This is a genomic window from Pseudomonas sp. UBA1879 (assembly GCF_002338065.1).
GTDB lineage: Bacteria > Pseudomonadota > Gammaproteobacteria > Pseudomonadales > Pseudomonadaceae > Aquipseudomonas.
In genome coordinates this window covers 586023-602596 of the sequence record NZ_DDHJ01000004.1, presented here as the reverse complement: position 1 = coordinate 602596, position 16574 = coordinate 586023, and the positions used below count along the sequence as shown (strand labels likewise).

The 16574-nt window shown below is 59.1% G+C and carries 13 protein-coding genes, 1 tRNA gene and 1 pseudogene; 7 read left to right on the top strand and 8 right to left on the bottom strand.

Annotated elements, in window-relative coordinates:
- Nucleotides 1–73: 73 nt before the first annotated feature.
- Nucleotides 74–238, bottom strand: coding sequence for a hypothetical protein (locus B3N48_RS05920; RefSeq protein WP_268800027.1), 165 nt, complete (start codon nt 236–238; stop codon nt 74–76).
- 741 nt (nt 239–979) lie between these two features.
- On the opposite strand from B3N48_RS05920, the gene B3N48_RS05915 reads away from it, so the two are divergent.
- Together B3N48_RS05915 and B3N48_RS05910 are read left to right on the top strand one after the other, a co-directional pair.
- Nucleotides 980–4396 carry a hypothetical protein gene (locus B3N48_RS05915; RefSeq protein WP_296180639.1) on the top strand — a complete coding sequence of 1139 codons (3417 nt, stop codon included), beginning with the start codon at nt 980–982 and terminating at the stop codon, nt 4394–4396.
- A gap of 87 nt (nt 4397–4483) precedes the next feature.
- On the top strand, nt 4484–7843 hold the full coding sequence (locus B3N48_RS05910; protein WP_414704207.1) for a type III effector HrpK domain-containing protein: 3360 nt from the start codon (nt 4484–4486) through the stop codon (nt 7841–7843).
- Between the two features lie 118 nt (nt 7844–7961).
- On the opposite strand, the gene B3N48_RS05905 is transcribed toward B3N48_RS05910, so the two are convergent.
- Together B3N48_RS05905 and hepT are read right to left on the bottom strand one after the other, a co-directional pair.
- A complete protein-coding gene (locus B3N48_RS05905; protein ID WP_296180631.1) occupies nt 7962–8423 on the bottom strand; it encodes a hypothetical protein in 462 nt (153 codons plus the stop codon).
- Between the two features lie 150 nt (nt 8424–8573).
- A pseudogene (gene hepT, locus B3N48_RS05900) lies at nt 8574–9025 on the bottom strand (type VII toxin-antitoxin system HepT family RNase toxin).
- A 59-nt stretch (nt 9026–9084) separates the two neighbouring features.
- Between hepT and B3N48_RS05895 the strand changes: the two are divergent.
- From B3N48_RS05895 to B3N48_RS05885, 3 genes are all read left to right on the top strand, one after another.
- Nucleotides 9085–9768: a zinc ribbon domain-containing protein gene (locus tag B3N48_RS05895; protein WP_296180629.1), complete on the top strand. Its 684-nt coding sequence runs from the start codon at nt 9085–9087 to the stop codon at nt 9766–9768.
- Between the two features lie 63 nt (nt 9769–9831).
- Nucleotides 9832–10527: a hypothetical protein gene (locus tag B3N48_RS05890; RefSeq protein ID WP_296180627.1), complete on the top strand. Its 696-nt coding sequence runs from the start codon at nt 9832–9834 to the stop codon at nt 10525–10527.
- Between the two features lie 111 nt (nt 10528–10638).
- The gene (locus tag B3N48_RS05885) at nt 10639–11349 is read left to right on the top strand and encodes a hypothetical protein (protein ID WP_296180626.1); all 711 of its coding nucleotides are present in this window, start codon (nt 10639–10641) and stop codon (nt 11347–11349) included.
- 56 nt (nt 11350–11405) lie between these two features.
- On the opposite strand, the gene B3N48_RS05880 is transcribed toward B3N48_RS05885, so the two are convergent.
- The 5 genes from B3N48_RS05880 to dapA form a co-directional block, all read right to left on the bottom strand.
- A tRNA-Ser gene (locus tag B3N48_RS05880) sits at nt 11406–11495 on the bottom strand.
- Between the two features lie 90 nt (nt 11496–11585).
- Nucleotides 11586–12299, bottom strand: a complete 714-nt coding sequence (gene purC, locus B3N48_RS05875) for a phosphoribosylaminoimidazolesuccinocarboxamide synthase (protein WP_296180623.1) — start codon at nt 12297–12299, stop codon at nt 11586–11588.
- Nucleotides 12300–12382: 83 nt separating this feature from the next.
- Nucleotides 12383–13141, bottom strand: coding sequence for an MBL fold metallo-hydrolase (locus B3N48_RS05870; protein ID WP_296180622.1), 759 nt, complete (start codon nt 13139–13141; stop codon nt 12383–12385).
- Nucleotides 13142–14257 carry an outer membrane protein assembly factor BamC gene (gene bamC / locus B3N48_RS05865; RefSeq protein WP_296180619.1) on the bottom strand — a complete coding sequence of 372 codons (1116 nt, stop codon included), beginning with the start codon at nt 14255–14257 and terminating at the stop codon, nt 13142–13144.
- 17 nt (nt 14258–14274) lie between these two features.
- The gene (gene dapA, locus B3N48_RS05860) at nt 14275–15153 is read right to left on the bottom strand and encodes a 4-hydroxy-tetrahydrodipicolinate synthase (RefSeq protein ID WP_296180616.1); all 879 of its coding nucleotides are present in this window, start codon (nt 15151–15153) and stop codon (nt 14275–14277) included.
- A gap of 314 nt (nt 15154–15467) precedes the next feature.
- Between dapA and B3N48_RS05855 the strand changes: the two genes are divergently transcribed.
- Both B3N48_RS05855 and B3N48_RS05850 read left to right on the top strand, forming a co-directional pair.
- Entirely contained in the window at nt 15468–16031 is a 564-nt protein-coding gene (locus tag B3N48_RS05855; protein ID WP_296180614.1) for a glycine cleavage system protein R, read from the top strand.
- Between the two features lie 11 nt (nt 16032–16042).
- The gene (locus B3N48_RS05850) at nt 16043–16516 is read left to right on the top strand and encodes a peroxiredoxin (protein ID WP_296180612.1); all 474 of its coding nucleotides are present in this window, start codon (nt 16043–16045) and stop codon (nt 16514–16516) included.
- Nucleotides 16517–16574: the final 58 nt, after the last annotated feature.

Here is a 16574-nt window from a genome sequence, read left to right as displayed (position 1 = left end):
ACACAAGAAATAAAAACGGGAAGTACCGGAAAAAAAGCATGCGGACAGCCATGTGGCCGCCCGCATGACGGCATCAGTTCTGAGGCCGTTGCTTGGTCGCGTCGAGCTCAGCCTTCTTGGCCGTGGTCAGCTCGGTGATCTTTGCCGACTTCTCGATAGCCATGTTGAAAGTGGCTTCCATTTTAGCGATTGCTGCATCTGCGCCGCCGCCGGAGCTTGCTGGAGGGACTTCTGCCATTTTCTTTCTCCTTAACTGGATGGGGATGTCTTCAGCCGCATAGCGGCACATTGAATGCTCATGCATTACCGTAACGCCTGTTTATTACAAATAAACTTCGGCGCTGACGTCACTGCACGAACCCATACTACGCAGATGAAATAATTGGCCGCTGTGAAAACTTGTGAAATGTCATCTCACACCGCCACGCCACAACGATAAGCGCAAACTTTCGCCTACGCAGGTCTTAACTTCAGTTTCATTACAGAGGCAGCGCCTGAATTCCAACGTCAAATCATCTGGCCGTGGCGCACCGGCTCTACGTCCGCCATCCATCAGCCCTGCACGCTGTGAAATGTTGTGAAAACTCGCGCACGGCACGCCGTTCGCGTTGGCACTCTGATAGGGTTTCTGCCGAGTCGTTAGTTGAAGACGGATGGCAGGCGTTTAAAGACGTCATTTGACAGTCCCGAAGACACTGCCCATTAACGGTGGAACTAAGCCTATTCAATGTGCCGATGATGGCGAACTAAATGAGATCGCCGTCACACAGTTCCGCCCCGGACGATTTATATGAAACCCTGCAAAAAACCGCTTACTAACGCAGGTTTGCATATCACGCGTGACCGCAATCATTGATTCAGGTAGTTCATTTACCCGACGCCACCGATTGCGAACAGACGCCGTCAGGTTCACGACTCGACACGTGTTTGGCCGTGCTCACTACCGGCGGCCGAATGGTTCAAACAGGAGTTCAAGCCGATGTCCACGCTCCCCCTGAGCAATACACCCGATCCGAAATCCATCACCCGGGACGCAGTGACGCCCAAGACGCCCTTCACGGCGTTTCTCAAAAGCAGTGTGACGAACGCAGACCCTTACCGGCCCGCGACTGCGGATGAGAAAGCCCCGGCGCTCAAGGATTACACGTCCATCGAAGAACCGGGCACGGTCGGTGCCGACATCGTGCGCTACACCACTCAGGACGGCGAGCGGGTACTGGTCAGCAAAGCCACCAACCCCAAGCTGTACCAGCAGGTGGTCAACGACCGACCGGCGCTGGAGGCGATCAAGCGCAGCGCTGACGAAGGTTATGCACTGGCGGCCAGTGACGCCGTGGCCCCGGAATCCCTCGGCGCCTACACATACATCGGGCCGCCCGATGAGAAAGGTTCGGGGCTGATCCGTTACGAGCTGCAGGACGGCACCCGGGTGATCGTCGCCGAACAGGAAAATCCGACGCTGTTCAAGCAGGTCGCCGAAGACTTCAAGGCGCTGTCCGGGATCAACGCCAGCGAAGCCGACGGCTACAAACAGGTCGCCTCCGATGCCACCCCACCGAAACTGGGCGACTTCCTGAGCATCGGCTCGGCGGATGAAATGGGCCCGGGCGTGGTGCGCTACGTGACCCAGGACGGCGAGAAACACATCGTCTCAGAACGCGATAACCCGACGCTGTTCAAGGCCGTCAACGATGCCTACGCGAGCCTCAGTGGTATCAGCGCCAGCGAAGCGGACGGGTATCGCCGCGCCACAGACAACGAAGTCTGGCCGCCCTACTCCGGCACAGCAGTCGGTGAAGTGGACGAGGTCGGCCCGGGCCTGATCCGCTACAACACTGATACTGACAAGGTGGTCGTGGCCCGCGATGACAACCCGCAACTGTTCGACTACCTCACCTCGCTGCACGAGGTGATCAATGACCCGGCCAAGTCCGCCGACATCAACACCGCCGTGTCCGATGGCGCCGTGCTGGCCGATCGCGGCACGCCGGTGCCAGGCCTCAACGACTACAAGAACTTCAATTGGACCGTCGGCCAGGAAGGCGAGACGCTGACCTACGCGCTGCACGACGGCACCAGGGTCGTGGTTTCCAAAGACCTGACCCCGGAGTTGTTCGAGAGCGCCAGCACCGCCAACGAGACCTGGAGCAAGATTCACAAGAGCGAAGACGAAGGCTACAAACTGGCCGGGCCGAACGACTTCCTGAAAAACACCGACATCACCTTCGGCTCGCCGGACGAACTGGGTGACGGCCTGATTCGCTACGAGACCCGCGAAGGCAAGGTCATCGTCTCCAAGGAGCTGAGCCCGCAGCTGTACGACGACGTGGTCGCCAAGTGGGAGGCCTGGACCAAGACCGACGTCGACGACACCCGCAGCAAGGCTGGCCTGCCCTCCCACGATGAACTGGACGTGCTCAACCTCGGCACCGGCGTGAAGGCCGATGACAAGGACGAAAACTCCCCGGAGCTGACCGTCAGTGAGCTGGCCACCAAGGCGTTGCTGGACGATTACCGCAAGGGCGTCGAGGACGGATCGATCGCCAAGGATGACCCGCGTGCCAAGCTGGTCCGCGCCCTTGAAGCCCAGGCGGCTTACCAGAACGGCCGCGGCCTGACCGGCTATGAAGAAGAACCCGGCGCTTTCGGCGGCACCTGGCGTGTGTTCGACGACAAGCAGACCGAACTGACCTCCGCCGACATGCACGACATCATCGACGGCGGCAAACTGCAGGAGCAGATCGGCACCCTGTTCTCCGATCCGACGGTCAGCGCTGACTACAAGTCGAAAATGGACGGCGCCATCAACCGCCTGCCCAACAAGGACGAGATCAAGCAGAAGCTGCTGGACCTCACCCACAACCCGGATTACGTCACCTACCTCAAGGACCTGCAGAAACAGGGCAAGGAACATGAGGCGCAGCAGGACTTGAGCGACACCCTGACCTCCTTGTCGCTGTTCGACCCCGATGCCGCGACCAAGGCCGCGCAGTCGATTCAGGCAGACGGCCTGACCAGCGACCTCAACGACCTGATCGCCGAGCCGAGCAAGATCTCCGACGAGAACAAGGAACTGGCGACCAAAGACGAATTCGGCCTGCTCAAAAGCGTGCTCAAAGGTGAATTGCTCGACCTGCCACGTCGTACCCAGGAAGTCATCGAGAAGTTTCTGGAAGAAGGTCTGGGCGACAAGAAAAAATTGTCCGCCGTCACCAAGGCGCTGGAAGAAGTCGGCGAGGCGTACAAGACCAACGGCAAGGTCACCGAGGCCGATATCAAGACCGCACTGTCCAAGTCGTATGTGCCGATTGCCGACCGCGGCACCCTCGGCGAAGTCTTCAGCGCGCTGAACAGCAAAGGCATTCTGGGTTCGATGGGCGCCGGTGTTTCGCTGTTTTCCGGGATCTACCAACTGGCGGGCGACGGCGGCAAGCTGGCGGAGACACCGCAGCAGCGACTGGCCATCGCCAAGGACTTCCTGAGCTTCGCCGGGGCCAGCAACCACTTCGTCAAACTCGGCGACGCGGTCGCCGATCTGGTGGGCAAAGGCGGCCTGGTGGACTTCCTCGGCCTGGACAAGACCCTGCCGGAAATCTGGGGCAAGCAAGGCATTCAGTCGCCGCTGGTGGATGTGCGCGATCCCAAGCTGTCCGAAGCGCTGAAGACCAAGATCGGCAACGCGCTGGACATCACGCCGGATATCTCCAACATCCTCGGCGACGGCAAGGGCACCTTCGCCGATGCCGAGAAGATTCAAGGCGGCATCACCCAACGCCTGGACGACGCGGTGTCGGGCGCGGGTGCGGCGAAACTCGGAGCGGGCAAGGCCGCGAAGATTGCCGGTTCGGTGATCAAGGTGCTCGGCCCCGCCTCGGACGTCGTGGGCGGTTTTGCCGACATCGTACTGGGCGCCTTCACCATCAAGAGCGGCATCGAGACGGGCGATCCGCTGGCCAAAGCGGCCGGCGGTCTGCAAATCGCCGCCGGCGCCTTCGGTGCGTCGGCGGGGGTTTTGGGCGCGGCGGCGCTGGTCGGCGCAGGCTCGGCGGCGGCGCTGACAGGGCCCTTCTTCCTCGTCGGCGTGGTGCTGGCGGTCATCGGCGGAATCATCGGCTACTTCGTCGACCACAACAAAAAACAGAAGGCCAGTGAGAAGGAAAACGACTGGTACCGCGACCTGGCGGCCGACGGCCTGCTTCAGGACAACTGGGGCGACAAGGTCGAGTACCTGCACTACTCGATCCACAACTACGGCGGCCGCGAAGCCCCGCCCGATGACAGCCTGTTTCGCTTCCAAAGCGCCGAGTGGCAGCACTTCGATGAAACGCCACAAGACCATGGTTCGTCGAGCAATCGCCTCGATGAAGACCTGCACGTCGATTACGACAAGAAATAACCCCCTCGAACGCCGCAGCCAAGGGTGGCGGGCGGCGTTCACTCATTCAGTCAAGGAGCCTGTCACATGTCCCTCGCTGTCACCGAAATGACCAGGATTGCCGAAGCCGTCGGTAACACCGGCGCCCTGTGGGGCGATGCCGTCGACCGCGCCAAAGCCAAGGATGCCGGTATCGAATGGCAACTGCCCCAGGATGACCACCGCACGGTCGAACAGATCATCGATGACAGCCCGCTGCTCAAGAACCTGGGCAACCAGAGCGGCGTGAAGGACAAGCTCAAGGAGCGCGTCGGTGATTTCGAGACCGACCGCGACGCCGCGTACCGGGCAACTCAGGTGCTGGACCACATTGAGCAGTTGGACGAAAGCGGCGGGCGCATCGCCGGTAAGGACGTCAGCAATGGCCGGGTCGATGGCTTCACCAAGGGCGGCGACGCGAGGCACGGTACCGAAGCCGGTCGTCTGCAGGACTTCGGCAAATATGGCTTTGAAAACCTCAAGGGCGAGCTCAGGCACATCGAGACCGCAGGCGACAACAGCGCCTCCAAAGAGAAAGCCGAAGCGGTGGGCATCAAGTGGGAACGGCCGGAGGGCGATACGCGCTCCGCTCAAGACATCATCGACGACAACCCGCTGCTCAAGAATCTGGGCAACCAGAGCGGCGTGAAGGACATGCTCAAGGAGCAGGTCGGCGACTTCGAAAACGATCCCGATGCAGCCTACCGCGCCGGTCAGGTGCTGGATCATGTGGTGCGCTATGACGAGAACGGTGAGCGTCTGGCTGGCAACAATGTGGACAACACCAGCATCGACGGCTTCACCAAAAGCGGCGAAGCCAGACACGGCACCGAAGCTGGACGCCTGCAGGATTTCGGCAAGGACGGCTTCGACAGTCTCAAAGGCAAGCTGGAACACGCCTCCGACGTTGGCGGCGATGCGGCCGCTCGCGAACAAGGCGAAAAAGCGGGCATCGTCTGGGAGCTGCCCAAGGATGACAAACGCTCCGCCAGCGAGATCATCGACGCCAACCCGCTGCTCAAGAACCTGGGCAACCAGAGCGGCGTGAAAGACGCCCTCAAAGAACGCGTGGGTGATTTCGAGACTGACCCGAATGCGGCCTTCCGCGCCGGTCAGGTGCTGGATCGCATCGTCGGCTATGACGAAAACGGCAAAGTGCTGACCGGCGACAACGTGGCCAACAGCAGCATCGACGGCTTCACCAAGGGCGGCGAAGCCAAGCACGGCACCGAAGCCGGGCGCCTGCAAGACTTCGGCAAATACGGCTTCGAATCGCTGCCCAAAGCCCAGGCCAGCGAAGACATCAGCAGCTACAAGGACTTTCTCAAGGCCAAGCCGGATGCCGACGCCGGTTCCAAAGAAATCGCCGAGTACGCGGCGATCCTCGAACAGAAGTACGACTCGATTCGTGGCAAGACCGATGCGGGCGACACGTTGACCGCGCAGAACATCAAGGACTACAAAGACGCCAATCCGCAGCTGTCCGACAAGGAAAAGGCTGCACTGGATTTCTGGTCGCAACCGGGCGCGTTCAAGATCCTCGATACGTCCAGCCAGCTGCTGGCCGGCGGCGCGGATGGCAAAGCCAGCAAGGCAGACATTCAGACCTGGCTGAAAAATTCCGCCCCCGCCGACGCCACCGGCCTGAGCGCACTGCTGTCGAGCGTCGTCTCGGGCAACGTCACGGCAAACGTGGACACCAGCAAGCTGGGCAAGGACGTCTTCGAGCACCCGGAAAACTACTCCGCTGAAGAAAAAGCCGCCGTGCTGCTGGATCTGCAAAACGCGCAGAAGCTGGTGATCGAAGGCGCCAAGGCCGGGATGTGGGGCGATGACTACGGCAAGGTGGCGATCGCCAATGGTTCCGGCGCGTTCTGGGAGCCGGACAAGGTGCTGCAGGACATCAACGACCACATGAACATCTTGCAGAACGACAAGCCCACGGCCGAGTACATCAAGAACAAAGGGGACGAGTCGATCAAGTCGCTGTTCGATTCCAACCCGGGCCTCAAAGACTCCGTGACCAAGACCTACGAGGATCAGATCAAGTCCGGCAAGGCGCTGGACGCCGCTTGGGACGCCTCCACCCAGGACGGCAAGACCAATCAGCCCGAAGCCCTGGCCAACTTCTACGCCACGGCCCAGAGCTACCAGTCGATGCTGGGCATCAGTGACACCGCCGATATCCAGGCCGCTGTCGGCAAGTCATCCCATGGCGAAGCGATCCAGGCGTATTACAAGGACTCGCTGGCCTCAGGCGACCGCCTGCGTGAGCTGCTCAAGACCGAAACGCCTGAGGCGGCAGGCAGCACATTCAGCCTGGAAGTGGCGCTGTACAACGGCGCGCTGGATCCGGAATTTACCCAACAGTTCGATAAGCAGCTCAACGACAACTTCTCCAGCATCGTTCAAGAGAACGCCTTCAAGGGCTCATCCTTCGACGACCTCAAGGCGGCCTATGGCAAGGATGGCGGCGCCGAGCTGGACGAGGACAAACTGCGCGAGCGCATTGATCAGCTACGCAACGACTCGCCCGAACTGCTGATGAACCAGGACGGCAGCGTGGCCACGACCGATCAGATCGTCGCCAGTTTCCGTGGCAACTGGGATATGTTCCGCCAGGGCACCAAGTTCCTGGACAAAATCGGCAAACTCTCGGACTTCGACCCGAACGGTGACGCCAAGGCCGCTTACGGCAGCGGGACCTTGCATGCCGTGAGTGGCCTGTTCCTGGCCGGTGTGACCATCGCGCGCGGGACTCAGAACGGCGGCAAGCTCTCGGACAAAAACATCGTCGACATCACCACCGGCTCCGTGCAAACCGCCACCGTGCTGACCGAAGGCGGCTCCAAGGCCTATCAGCAATACCTGGACGGTGCGATCGCGAAAGGCGACAAACTGGTGGCGGACAACACCCTGCCCGCCGACCAGCTCGACAAAATCAAAGACAACGTCAAGGACGGCAAGAACTACAAAAACATCGCGAAAAACTTCGAAGAAAGCGCCAAAGGCATTGGCGGGCTGGCCGGGATCGCAGCGGGGGCGTACGGCATCTTTGACGGTGTTCAGGCGATCCGTCGGGGTGACACCCTCACAGGCGGCTTCGGGATCACAGCGGGCTCACTGGGCATCCTGGCGGGATCGGCCTCCGTCACAGAAGGCAGCCTGGCGCTGCTGGGAGTCACGCGCTTCTTGCCGGCCGTGGCCTCTGTGGCGGGCGCTCTGGGCTTCCTGGGCGCTGGCGTGGTCGTGCTGGGCGCGATCATTCCCGGGCTGGTCAAGGAAGGCCAACAGCAAGCCAAGGCCGACGACTTCGCTCAGGTGCTCGGCGGCTCGATCGAGCGCTACGGCATCGATGGCGTGAAGGACGGCACCATCAGCGACATCCCGACCAAGGACTGGCCAGGCGGCGAAACCTGGACCTCATGACCTGAGCCGCCTCGGCAGCGCCTTGTCACGGGCACTGCAGCCGGCCTCCAGCGGCATCATACAAGGCAAAAAAATCCCCAGACACGTTCTGGGGATTTTTGTATCCGACCGCCTGCAATCAGTTGCTTGGGCGCTGCTTGGTGGAGTCCAGTTCAGCCTTCTTACCGGTAGTCACTTCTGTGATCTGCGCCGACTTGGCAATCGCCAGATCGAAGGTGTCCTGCATCTTCGCAATCGCGTCGGTCGCCGTACCGTTCAAGCCACCGTTGGCCGCCCAATCGAAGTTCCAGACGCCAGACAGGCTATCGGCACCGGCCACGTCATGGGTCTCAATGGCCGTGAACACATCAGGGTGACGCTGCATGTACTGCGCTGCCGCTGATACGTCGGCAGGCACTTTGCCCGAGGTATCACCGGCCAGCTTGGCGAGATCCTGACTGGTCATCGCACCCTTGCCGTTCTGTTTCATATAGTCGGCGATGATCTTGCTGGACTTGGCGATATTGAGCTTGTCGTCGAACGCCGAGGTCGAAGACTTCTGATTGCTCGGCTGGCTGCTGGTGGCGGATACGGTACTCATGTGCGCTGCTCCCTCAATCCAATGATGGCATCGTCACATTAACGACACCCTTCGAGGACGGTAGCACGGGCAAATGGCCTTTATTGCGAGGCTTCACAACGTTTCACAGGGAGGGAGAAATTTCACAAACAGAGGCGCTTTCGCCCTGATTCAGGCCGCATCCCGCCTCAGCACACACGAGCTGAATCGCACAAAATCGTCCAGATGCTGGGTGATCACGGCCACCGTGATCGGCAGTTGCAGGGTCTGATATTCTTGAACGGCGATGTTGCGAAAGCCGACCATTTTTTTCAGGGTCTCCGCAGTGACGCTTCCAGCCATCCGCCTCTGCACAGCAACTCGAATACATCACGAGCGCTTTGAGGGACGCCATGCTTTTCACGGCGAATGAGGTGGTGGCCCATGTCGAGCGCAGCTTCACACGCTCGCTGGATATTCAGAATCGCTGCATCCTGACGAGTAAAGTCGGTCGCAAACGTCGCGGGGTCTTTGTCGTACTCCTCACGCGCTCTGCTAGCCAAATTTGCAGCGGCTCTGACAGTGCGAGTCTCTCCTGGCGGCGGTGGGATTTTCGTCTGGAAAACGGCTCTACTCGCGACCATCTGCCAATTGAAGCCAGTCATAGGTAATGGCAAACTGCCTTTTTTGACAAGGAAGTGATATGGCACTCATCGCGTGTTACGAATGCTCCAAGGAAATCAGCGATACCGCCCAGTCGTGTCCCGGTTGTGGTGCTCCCGTAAAGTCGACCATCAAAACCGTCGGCCCAAGACCGTACCAACCAGCACACCGCATGGTCAGCCTCCAGCTCTTTCTTGGGATGGTGGTACTCGCCCCTGTCTGTGTCTGGTTCCTGCTTCGCAAGGGCTACTCAACTCAATCCCGTGTTATCGGGTTTGGGTGGCTTGTTCTCTATCTCTTCTTGGGTCCGCTCAGCAGTCATTCACCAGACTCCAAACTAGTGACATCAACAGCGAACAGCACTACTTATTCATCCTCCCGCCCTGTCGAGCAGTATCCCGAAAGCACTGCGACATACGCGCAGGTAAACGCAGAAGTCGGGTGCAAAAGCAGCTACAGCAACCAGAAGAAAGACGACATCTTTAAAGCTAAATACAAAGACCACTGGATGACGTGGAGCGGCCAAATAGCATTGCTGGAATCTGATGAAGTTTCATTGAATGTAGACCACATCGGGACGCAAGACCTACAGGTTGACTTCGCTGATAAGCAGGCGGGGTACAATCTCTCCAAGGGCAGCGAATTGAAGGTCCGCTTCCTGATGAAGAGTGCTGGCGGGTGCTTCCTGCCGTTCGGTGGCCGAGAGGCAACTGTGGTGCGATAACCGCGCTTTCAAAGGTATACGCCCTCCACAATCGAACCCATCCTGACAACACAGGCACAAACCGTGAACACCGACCGTCAAGCCGCATTCATCGCTGCCGCGCTCTTGCTCCTGATGCTCTTAATCCTGCTGCTATACAACTCGCAATTTGGCTTCACGGCCTCAGATTCAAAAGCGGATTGGGGTACTTTTGGGGACTATTTTGGCGGCATCCTCAATCCAGTTATTGGAATGCTTGGCTTCATCGGAATCTTGCGTTCTCTTCGTATGCAGCAACTCCAACTCAACACCATGAAGCGGGACAAAGTTGCGGATGAGGTGTTGGAGGCAGTGAAGGACATGGATAAAAGGCTAAACGAAAGCCTGGCATCCAGCGTTGGATTTGTCAGAACGAATTCTCCGATCCCAAGGGACACCGAGCTGTTCGTCTCACATATGGTCGCGGAAGCTTTACGAGGGGCCAAGACAACTGGAGATCCGCAGTCTTACAGCGATTTCATAACAATGTGTAACGAAACAGGGTCAGTCGTTGGGGTTGCTGTCAGCGAGATACGCGCTCTTCTCGTCCAGATGGCTGACCTTGTCAGTCACCACCCGACCCAATCAATGAACGAGTACAGCCCAGTCCTTTTTTACTACGTAAACAAGGCAGCAAGGTTGATCCCTATGATGAAGGACGTCGGTGGAATCCCTGAAACCACCGTGGCCTTCTACAAGCAAGAACGGTGGACTAGCCATCAAGCGCCAACGCCCGGCTAAGCAGGCGGACTATTTGCCATCATGCCGATTAAATGTGGAGGTGGCGCCCCACCAGCAGTATCGATCCCCTCAAGGCTCAACCGGATAACCATCACGCCAAAGGAAATGACTATGAGTGAAGCATGGAACCTGGAGGCCCTGAGGGCACAAGTCAAGATTCGCCAGCCTAGCACAAGCAAAAGGCTTATCCAGATCATCAATTCACTTGGCCGATCAAGGGATATCTTCGAGTACCACAAGTGTCTCGCCCGCGATGCCTTCACCGCATTCAATGCCGAAAACGACCCGCACGGAATAAAGTTTGCAGAGCGGTTATTCGGGTGCGAGGACGATGATGGTGCCATTCATAGAGCTGGTTTAATCAGCGAAGCCAACTTGATTGCCTGCGTCGCAATCACTCGCAATTCGTACGATAGCTTTGGGCAGCTACTGAACGGCCTTGTAGTGCCCGCGCCGCTCACAGGCAATTTCTACATCCACAACGTCAAAGACGCCCTTCCGGTTGGAAAGCTTAAAGATCGGCTGAATGACGCTCTCACATCAGAGTGGTTTGGGTATACGCACGCATTCATGAACATGGTCAAACATCATCAACTGATCGTCCACAATGCGTCCATCTCATTCATCGATGAGAACAGGGGCGGTAAGGTCGAAGGCTTTCGACACAAGGAGAAAGATTATCCGGCGTGCTGGGTTCGGGAGGCGCTGGAGGGAACGGTGAAGCTTCAGAATTCGCTACGGGCATGCGGCGTGCTACTCAATCGCATGTACCTTGGGGAAAATCTCGCAAAAACTGCTGAGGTTAGTAGTACAACCGAGTAGAACAATCCAAAAAGAAAACCCCCGTAACTCATTGAATTACAGGGGTTTTCTAGATATGGCGGAGAGATAGGGATTTGAACCCTAGGTACTGTCGCCAGTACAACGGATTTCGAATCCGTCCCGTTCGGCCACTCCGGCATCTCTCCAACGGCGCGCATCATAACAGCTTGATGAAAAAACGCGAACCCTTTTTTCAAAATTCCCGCGTTTTTTCAGATGCTTGCGGCGGTTGCGCTTTAGAGCGGGACGCCCAGGCGGTGGGCGACTTCTTCGTAGGCTTCGATGACGTCACCGAGGCCCTGACGGAAGCGGTCTTTGTCCATTTTTTTCTTGGTGTCCTTGTCCCACAGGCGGCAGCCGTCGGGGCTGAATTCGTCGCCCAGGACGATGGAGCCGTCGCTGAACACGCCGAATTCGAGTTTGAAGTCGACCAGCAGCAGGCCTGCGTCGTCGAACAGTTTGCTCAGAACGTCGTTGACCTTGAGTGACAGTTCTTTCATGCGTGCCAGTTGTTCAGCGGTGCCCCAGCCAAACGCAACGACGTGGGATTCGTTGATGAACGGGTCGCCCTTGGCGTCGTCTTTCAGGAACAGCTCGAAGGTGTACGGATTGAGCTTGAGGCCTTCTTCGACGCCCAAACGCTTGACCAGGCTGCCCGCTGCGTAATTACGCACAACGCATTCCACCGGAATCATGTCGAGCTTCTTGACCAGCACTTCGTTGTCGGCCAGCAGCTTGTCGAACTGGGTCGGAATCCCTGCCGCTTCGAGTTTCTGCATGATGAAGGCGTTGAATTTGTTGTTCACCATGCCTTTGCGGTCGAGCTGTTCGATGCGTTTGCCGTCGAACGCCGAGGTGTCGTTGCGAAACAGCAGGATCAAGCGGTCAGCGTCGTCGGTCTTGTAAACCGACTTGGCTTTGCCGCGGTAGAGTTCTTCACGTTTTTCCATGATGGGCTCCGCTTGTAGGCTTGGGCGAGTCGCCCAGATTAGATAACTTGGGCCAGACGCCCATTGAGAGTTGGGTGGGGACGTCAGGCGATTTCGCGCCAGTCGAGCCCTGAATCCTGATCGGCCAATTGTAGCCAGTCCGGGTCGCACCCGAGGGTGTCGACGAAACATTGCCGGGCCAGATGCGGCAGGTTGTTCTTGCTGCTCAAGTGGGCCAGCACCAGATGCTGAAGCCCTTGCCACCCCAATTCGTTCACCAGACCCGCAGCCTGATGGTTGTTCAGATGTCCGAATTCCCCGCCGACCCGTTGCTTCAGGAAGTAAGGGTAAGCCCCGCGTGCCAGCATCTCGCGGCAGTGGTTGGACTCGATCATCAGAGCGTCCAGCCCGCGATAGCTGTCGAGCACCGACGGACAGTACGATCCCAGATCGGTCAGCAGGCCAAACCGCTTGCGCCCGTTATTGAACACGAACTGCGTCGGCTCCAGCGCATCGTGGGCCACCGAGACCACCTCGATGTTCAAGTCGCCGATTTGCACACCCTGCCCGCCCGCCAGTCGGATGCCCGCGTCGATCGGCTTGCGCATGCCCCGCAGGGTGCCGTCGCTCAGATAAACCGGCACGTCGTAACGACGAGAAAGCAAACCCACGCCATGCACATGGTCGGCATGCTCGTGGGTCACCAGAATGGCGCTCAACTGCTGGCCGTGAACACCCAGTTTGTCCAGACGACGTTCGGTTTCACGCAGGGAGAAACCGCAATCGACCAGCACGTACGTATCGTTGCTCGCGACCAGCGTGCCGTTACCCCGGCTACCACTGCCAAGAACTGCGAAACGCACTTAACCCAGGTTGTCCTGAATGACGCTCAACACGCGGCGAGCGACTTCGACTGGCGCAACGGTGTTGATGTTCTTCTCGACCGTCACTTGAACGTTGTCACCGACTTTGCTCAGGCGAACCTGATAACGCTCGGCGCGCGCTTCTTTCTGTTCCTTGGTTTCTTCGCTGCCAAACATGCGCGAGAAGATGCCGGGCTTGTTCTCAGGCTTGTCGGCCTTTTCAGCCAGGTTGATGTAGTACAGACCCAGGCTGCGGTTGATGTCTTCAACGCGCCAGTCACCCTGATTCAACGCACGGCCGACGCTGGACCAGGCGCGATCGAGGTCGGCGCCCAGGTTCAGTACCGGGTTGCCGCTGCCGTCTTCGCTCAGGGCCACACGACTCGGGGTGTCGAAGTCACGCGCGGCCAGCAAGGACACCGAACCGCCCTTCTCGGCCGTACGAGTCAGGCTGGCGAGCATGTCGTCGGTGAGAACCGAGTCCAGGCCCACGTTGGTGCTGCGCGACGGGAAAGCAGGCTCTTCACTGCTGCCGGCCGGGCGCTGGACGCTGACGATGTAGACTTCACTGGTGTTGCGCTGCACGCCCGGTTCGATGCGAACGCGCACGCGGGTTTCAGTGCTGGCGCTGTCGCCCGTGCCACCCATGCGCTTGGCTACGGCAGCGGACAGTTCGTCCATGCGCTGCCAGGTGGTGTTGAATTCGCCGGTCTGCGGACGATCTTCGGCAATGCGGAAACCGTTGTCTTCGAAATACTGGTGAGCCACTGGCCAGACTTCTGCCGGAGCGCGCTGGGCCAGGATCCAGCGGTTGTCGCCGCTCTTCTGCAGGGTGTAATCGCCGGATTCCTGAACGGTGGACAGCGGCTGCGGACGCGGCACCGTGAACTCACCCTTCTGGGTGTCGTCTGCCACGTTGCGCGGGATCGGCAGCAGCGGGTCCAGGCGCTTGGCTTCCTGGACGCCTTCGGGCAATTGCATCGGGGGTTTCTGGGTCGCTTCGAGGTAATCGCTGCTGCGATCACGGAAGTAACCGTCCTGGCCAAACAGCCAGCTGCAACCGCTGGTGCTGGAGATGATCAGGGCTAGTGCGGAAAGTCCGGCCAGTCGCTTCATTGCGTAGTGCTTCCTCATTAAACCAATACGCCGGACTGGCGCAGGGCCTGACGTACCGGCTCGTGGCAGGACTCGCTGAGCCAGGTGAGCGGCAGACGGATACCGTCCGGCATCAAACCCATTTCGTGCAGAGCCCATTTCACGGGGATAGGGTTCGATTCGATGAACAGGGTCTTGTTCAGCGGCATCAGTTTTTCGTGGATCGCGCGGGCCGTGGTGGCGTCGCCCGCGATGGCGGCCTTGCACAGGTCGGCCATGTCACGCGGGGCAACGTTGGCGGTCACGGAAATGTTGCCCTTGCCGCCGAGCAGGATCAGCTCGACTGCGGTGGCGTCGTCACCCGAGTACACCAGGAAGTCGCTCTCGACACCGGCGAGGATGTCCTTGGCGCGCTGCAGGTCGCCCGTGGCTTCCTTGATGGCAATGATGTTCTTGACCTTGGACAGACGGATCACGGTCTCGGCCTTCATGTCGCAGGAGGTGCGGCCTGGCACGTTGTAGAGGATCTGCGGAATGTCCACGGCTTCGGCGATGTGTTTGAAGTGCTGGTACAGGCCTTCCTGGGTCGGCTTGTTGTAGTACGGCGTCACCAGCAGGCAGGCATCGGCTCCGGCGTCCTTGGCGTTCTGGGTCAGCTCGACCGCTTCGCGGGTAGAGTTGGCGCCCGTCCCGGCGATGACCGGAATGCGGCCAGCGACCTGTTTGACGACGTGACGGATCACTTCGATGTGCTCGTTGACGTCAAGCGTCGCGGATTCCCCGGTCGTGCCGACGGCCACGATGGCGTTGGTGCCCTCTTTCAGGTGAAAGTCCACCAGTTTGCTCAGGCTGTCCCAGTCGAGACGCCCCTGTGCATCCATAGGTGTGACCAGTGCCACCATACTGCCCGCAATCATGCAAACCGCTCCTGCCGGAAAAAGAGAGCGGTAATGGTACTGGCGCCATGATCCTTGCACAAGGCGAGCATTCCCCTGAGCGACGGTTTTCGCTACCCTTCGGTCTTTGATCGGTACTGGTCATCTGCGCAGCTCGTTCGACTGATCGCTTTCGTCGTTGCAAAACCCGCCCCGGCCCTGCTCCGTGCTCGATGTGACTGGCTCACGTCGGCGGCGAACGGCAGGGATCCGGGTCGATGCCGCGAGTCCTGCTTTCGCCGAATCCGCCGCACAAGCCAAGAATGTACCGACCGCTCATCGCTTAGGAATGCTGCATGTCGTCCATCCCCACAGTTCGCGAACAATTCCTTGTCATCAGTGCCCTTGGCGCCAACCCAATGGAGCTGACCAACGTCCTGTGCCGCGCCAGTCATGAAAACCGTTGCTCGGTGGTCAGCTCGCGCCTCACTCGCCACGGCGAATGCAGTGCCCTGATCCTGCAAGTCTCCGGCAGTTGGGACGCACTGGCCCGTCTTGAGACCGGCTTGCCGAACCTGTCGAAGAAACACGACTTCACCGTCAACGTCGTGCGCAGCGCCTCGCTGGAAAGCCGGCCAGAGGCCTTGCCTTATGTCGCTTATGTCAGCTCGGCGTACCGTCCGGACATCATCAATGAGCTGTGCCAGTTCTTCATCGACCACAACGTCGAGCTGGAAAACCTGATCTGCGACACCTATCAGGCCCCGCAGACCGGTGGCACGATGCTCAATGCGACATTCACCGTGACATTGCCGGCCGGCACGCAAATCAGCTGGCTGCGCGATCAGTTCCTGGATTTCGCCGACGCCCTCAATCTCGACGCGCTGATCGAACCCTGGCGCCCGCAAGCACCGATGTAAGGAAGACCTCCATGGCTGTAGAACTGGACACCCCCGTTCCCGACTTTCAGGTACAGGCCACCAGCGATCAGGCGGTGAGCCTGTCGGTGCTGAAGGGTCAACACGTGGTCATTTATTTCTACCCGAAAGACAACACCCCGGGCTGCACCACGCAGGGCCAGGGCTTTCGTGACCAGCACGACGCTTTCAAGGCCGCCAATACCGTGGTCTTCGGCGTGTCTCGCGACAGTTTGAAATCCCACGAGAACTTCAAGGCCAAGCAGGCATTCCCGTTCGAGTTGATTTCGGACAAGGACGAATCGCTCTGCCAGTTGTTCGACGTGATCAAGCTGAAAAAGCTGTATGGCAAGGAATACCTGGGCGTTGATCGCAGCACGTTCCTGATCGACAAGAACGGCGTCCTGCGCAAGGAATGGCGTGGCGTGAAAGTGCCAGGGCATGTGGCGGCTGTATTGGAAGCGGCTCAGGCGTTAAGCGAAGCCTGAAAGCAGGCCTGCATGTTGTGGGAGTCGGCTTGCTGGCGAAAACGGTGGATCAGTTGCA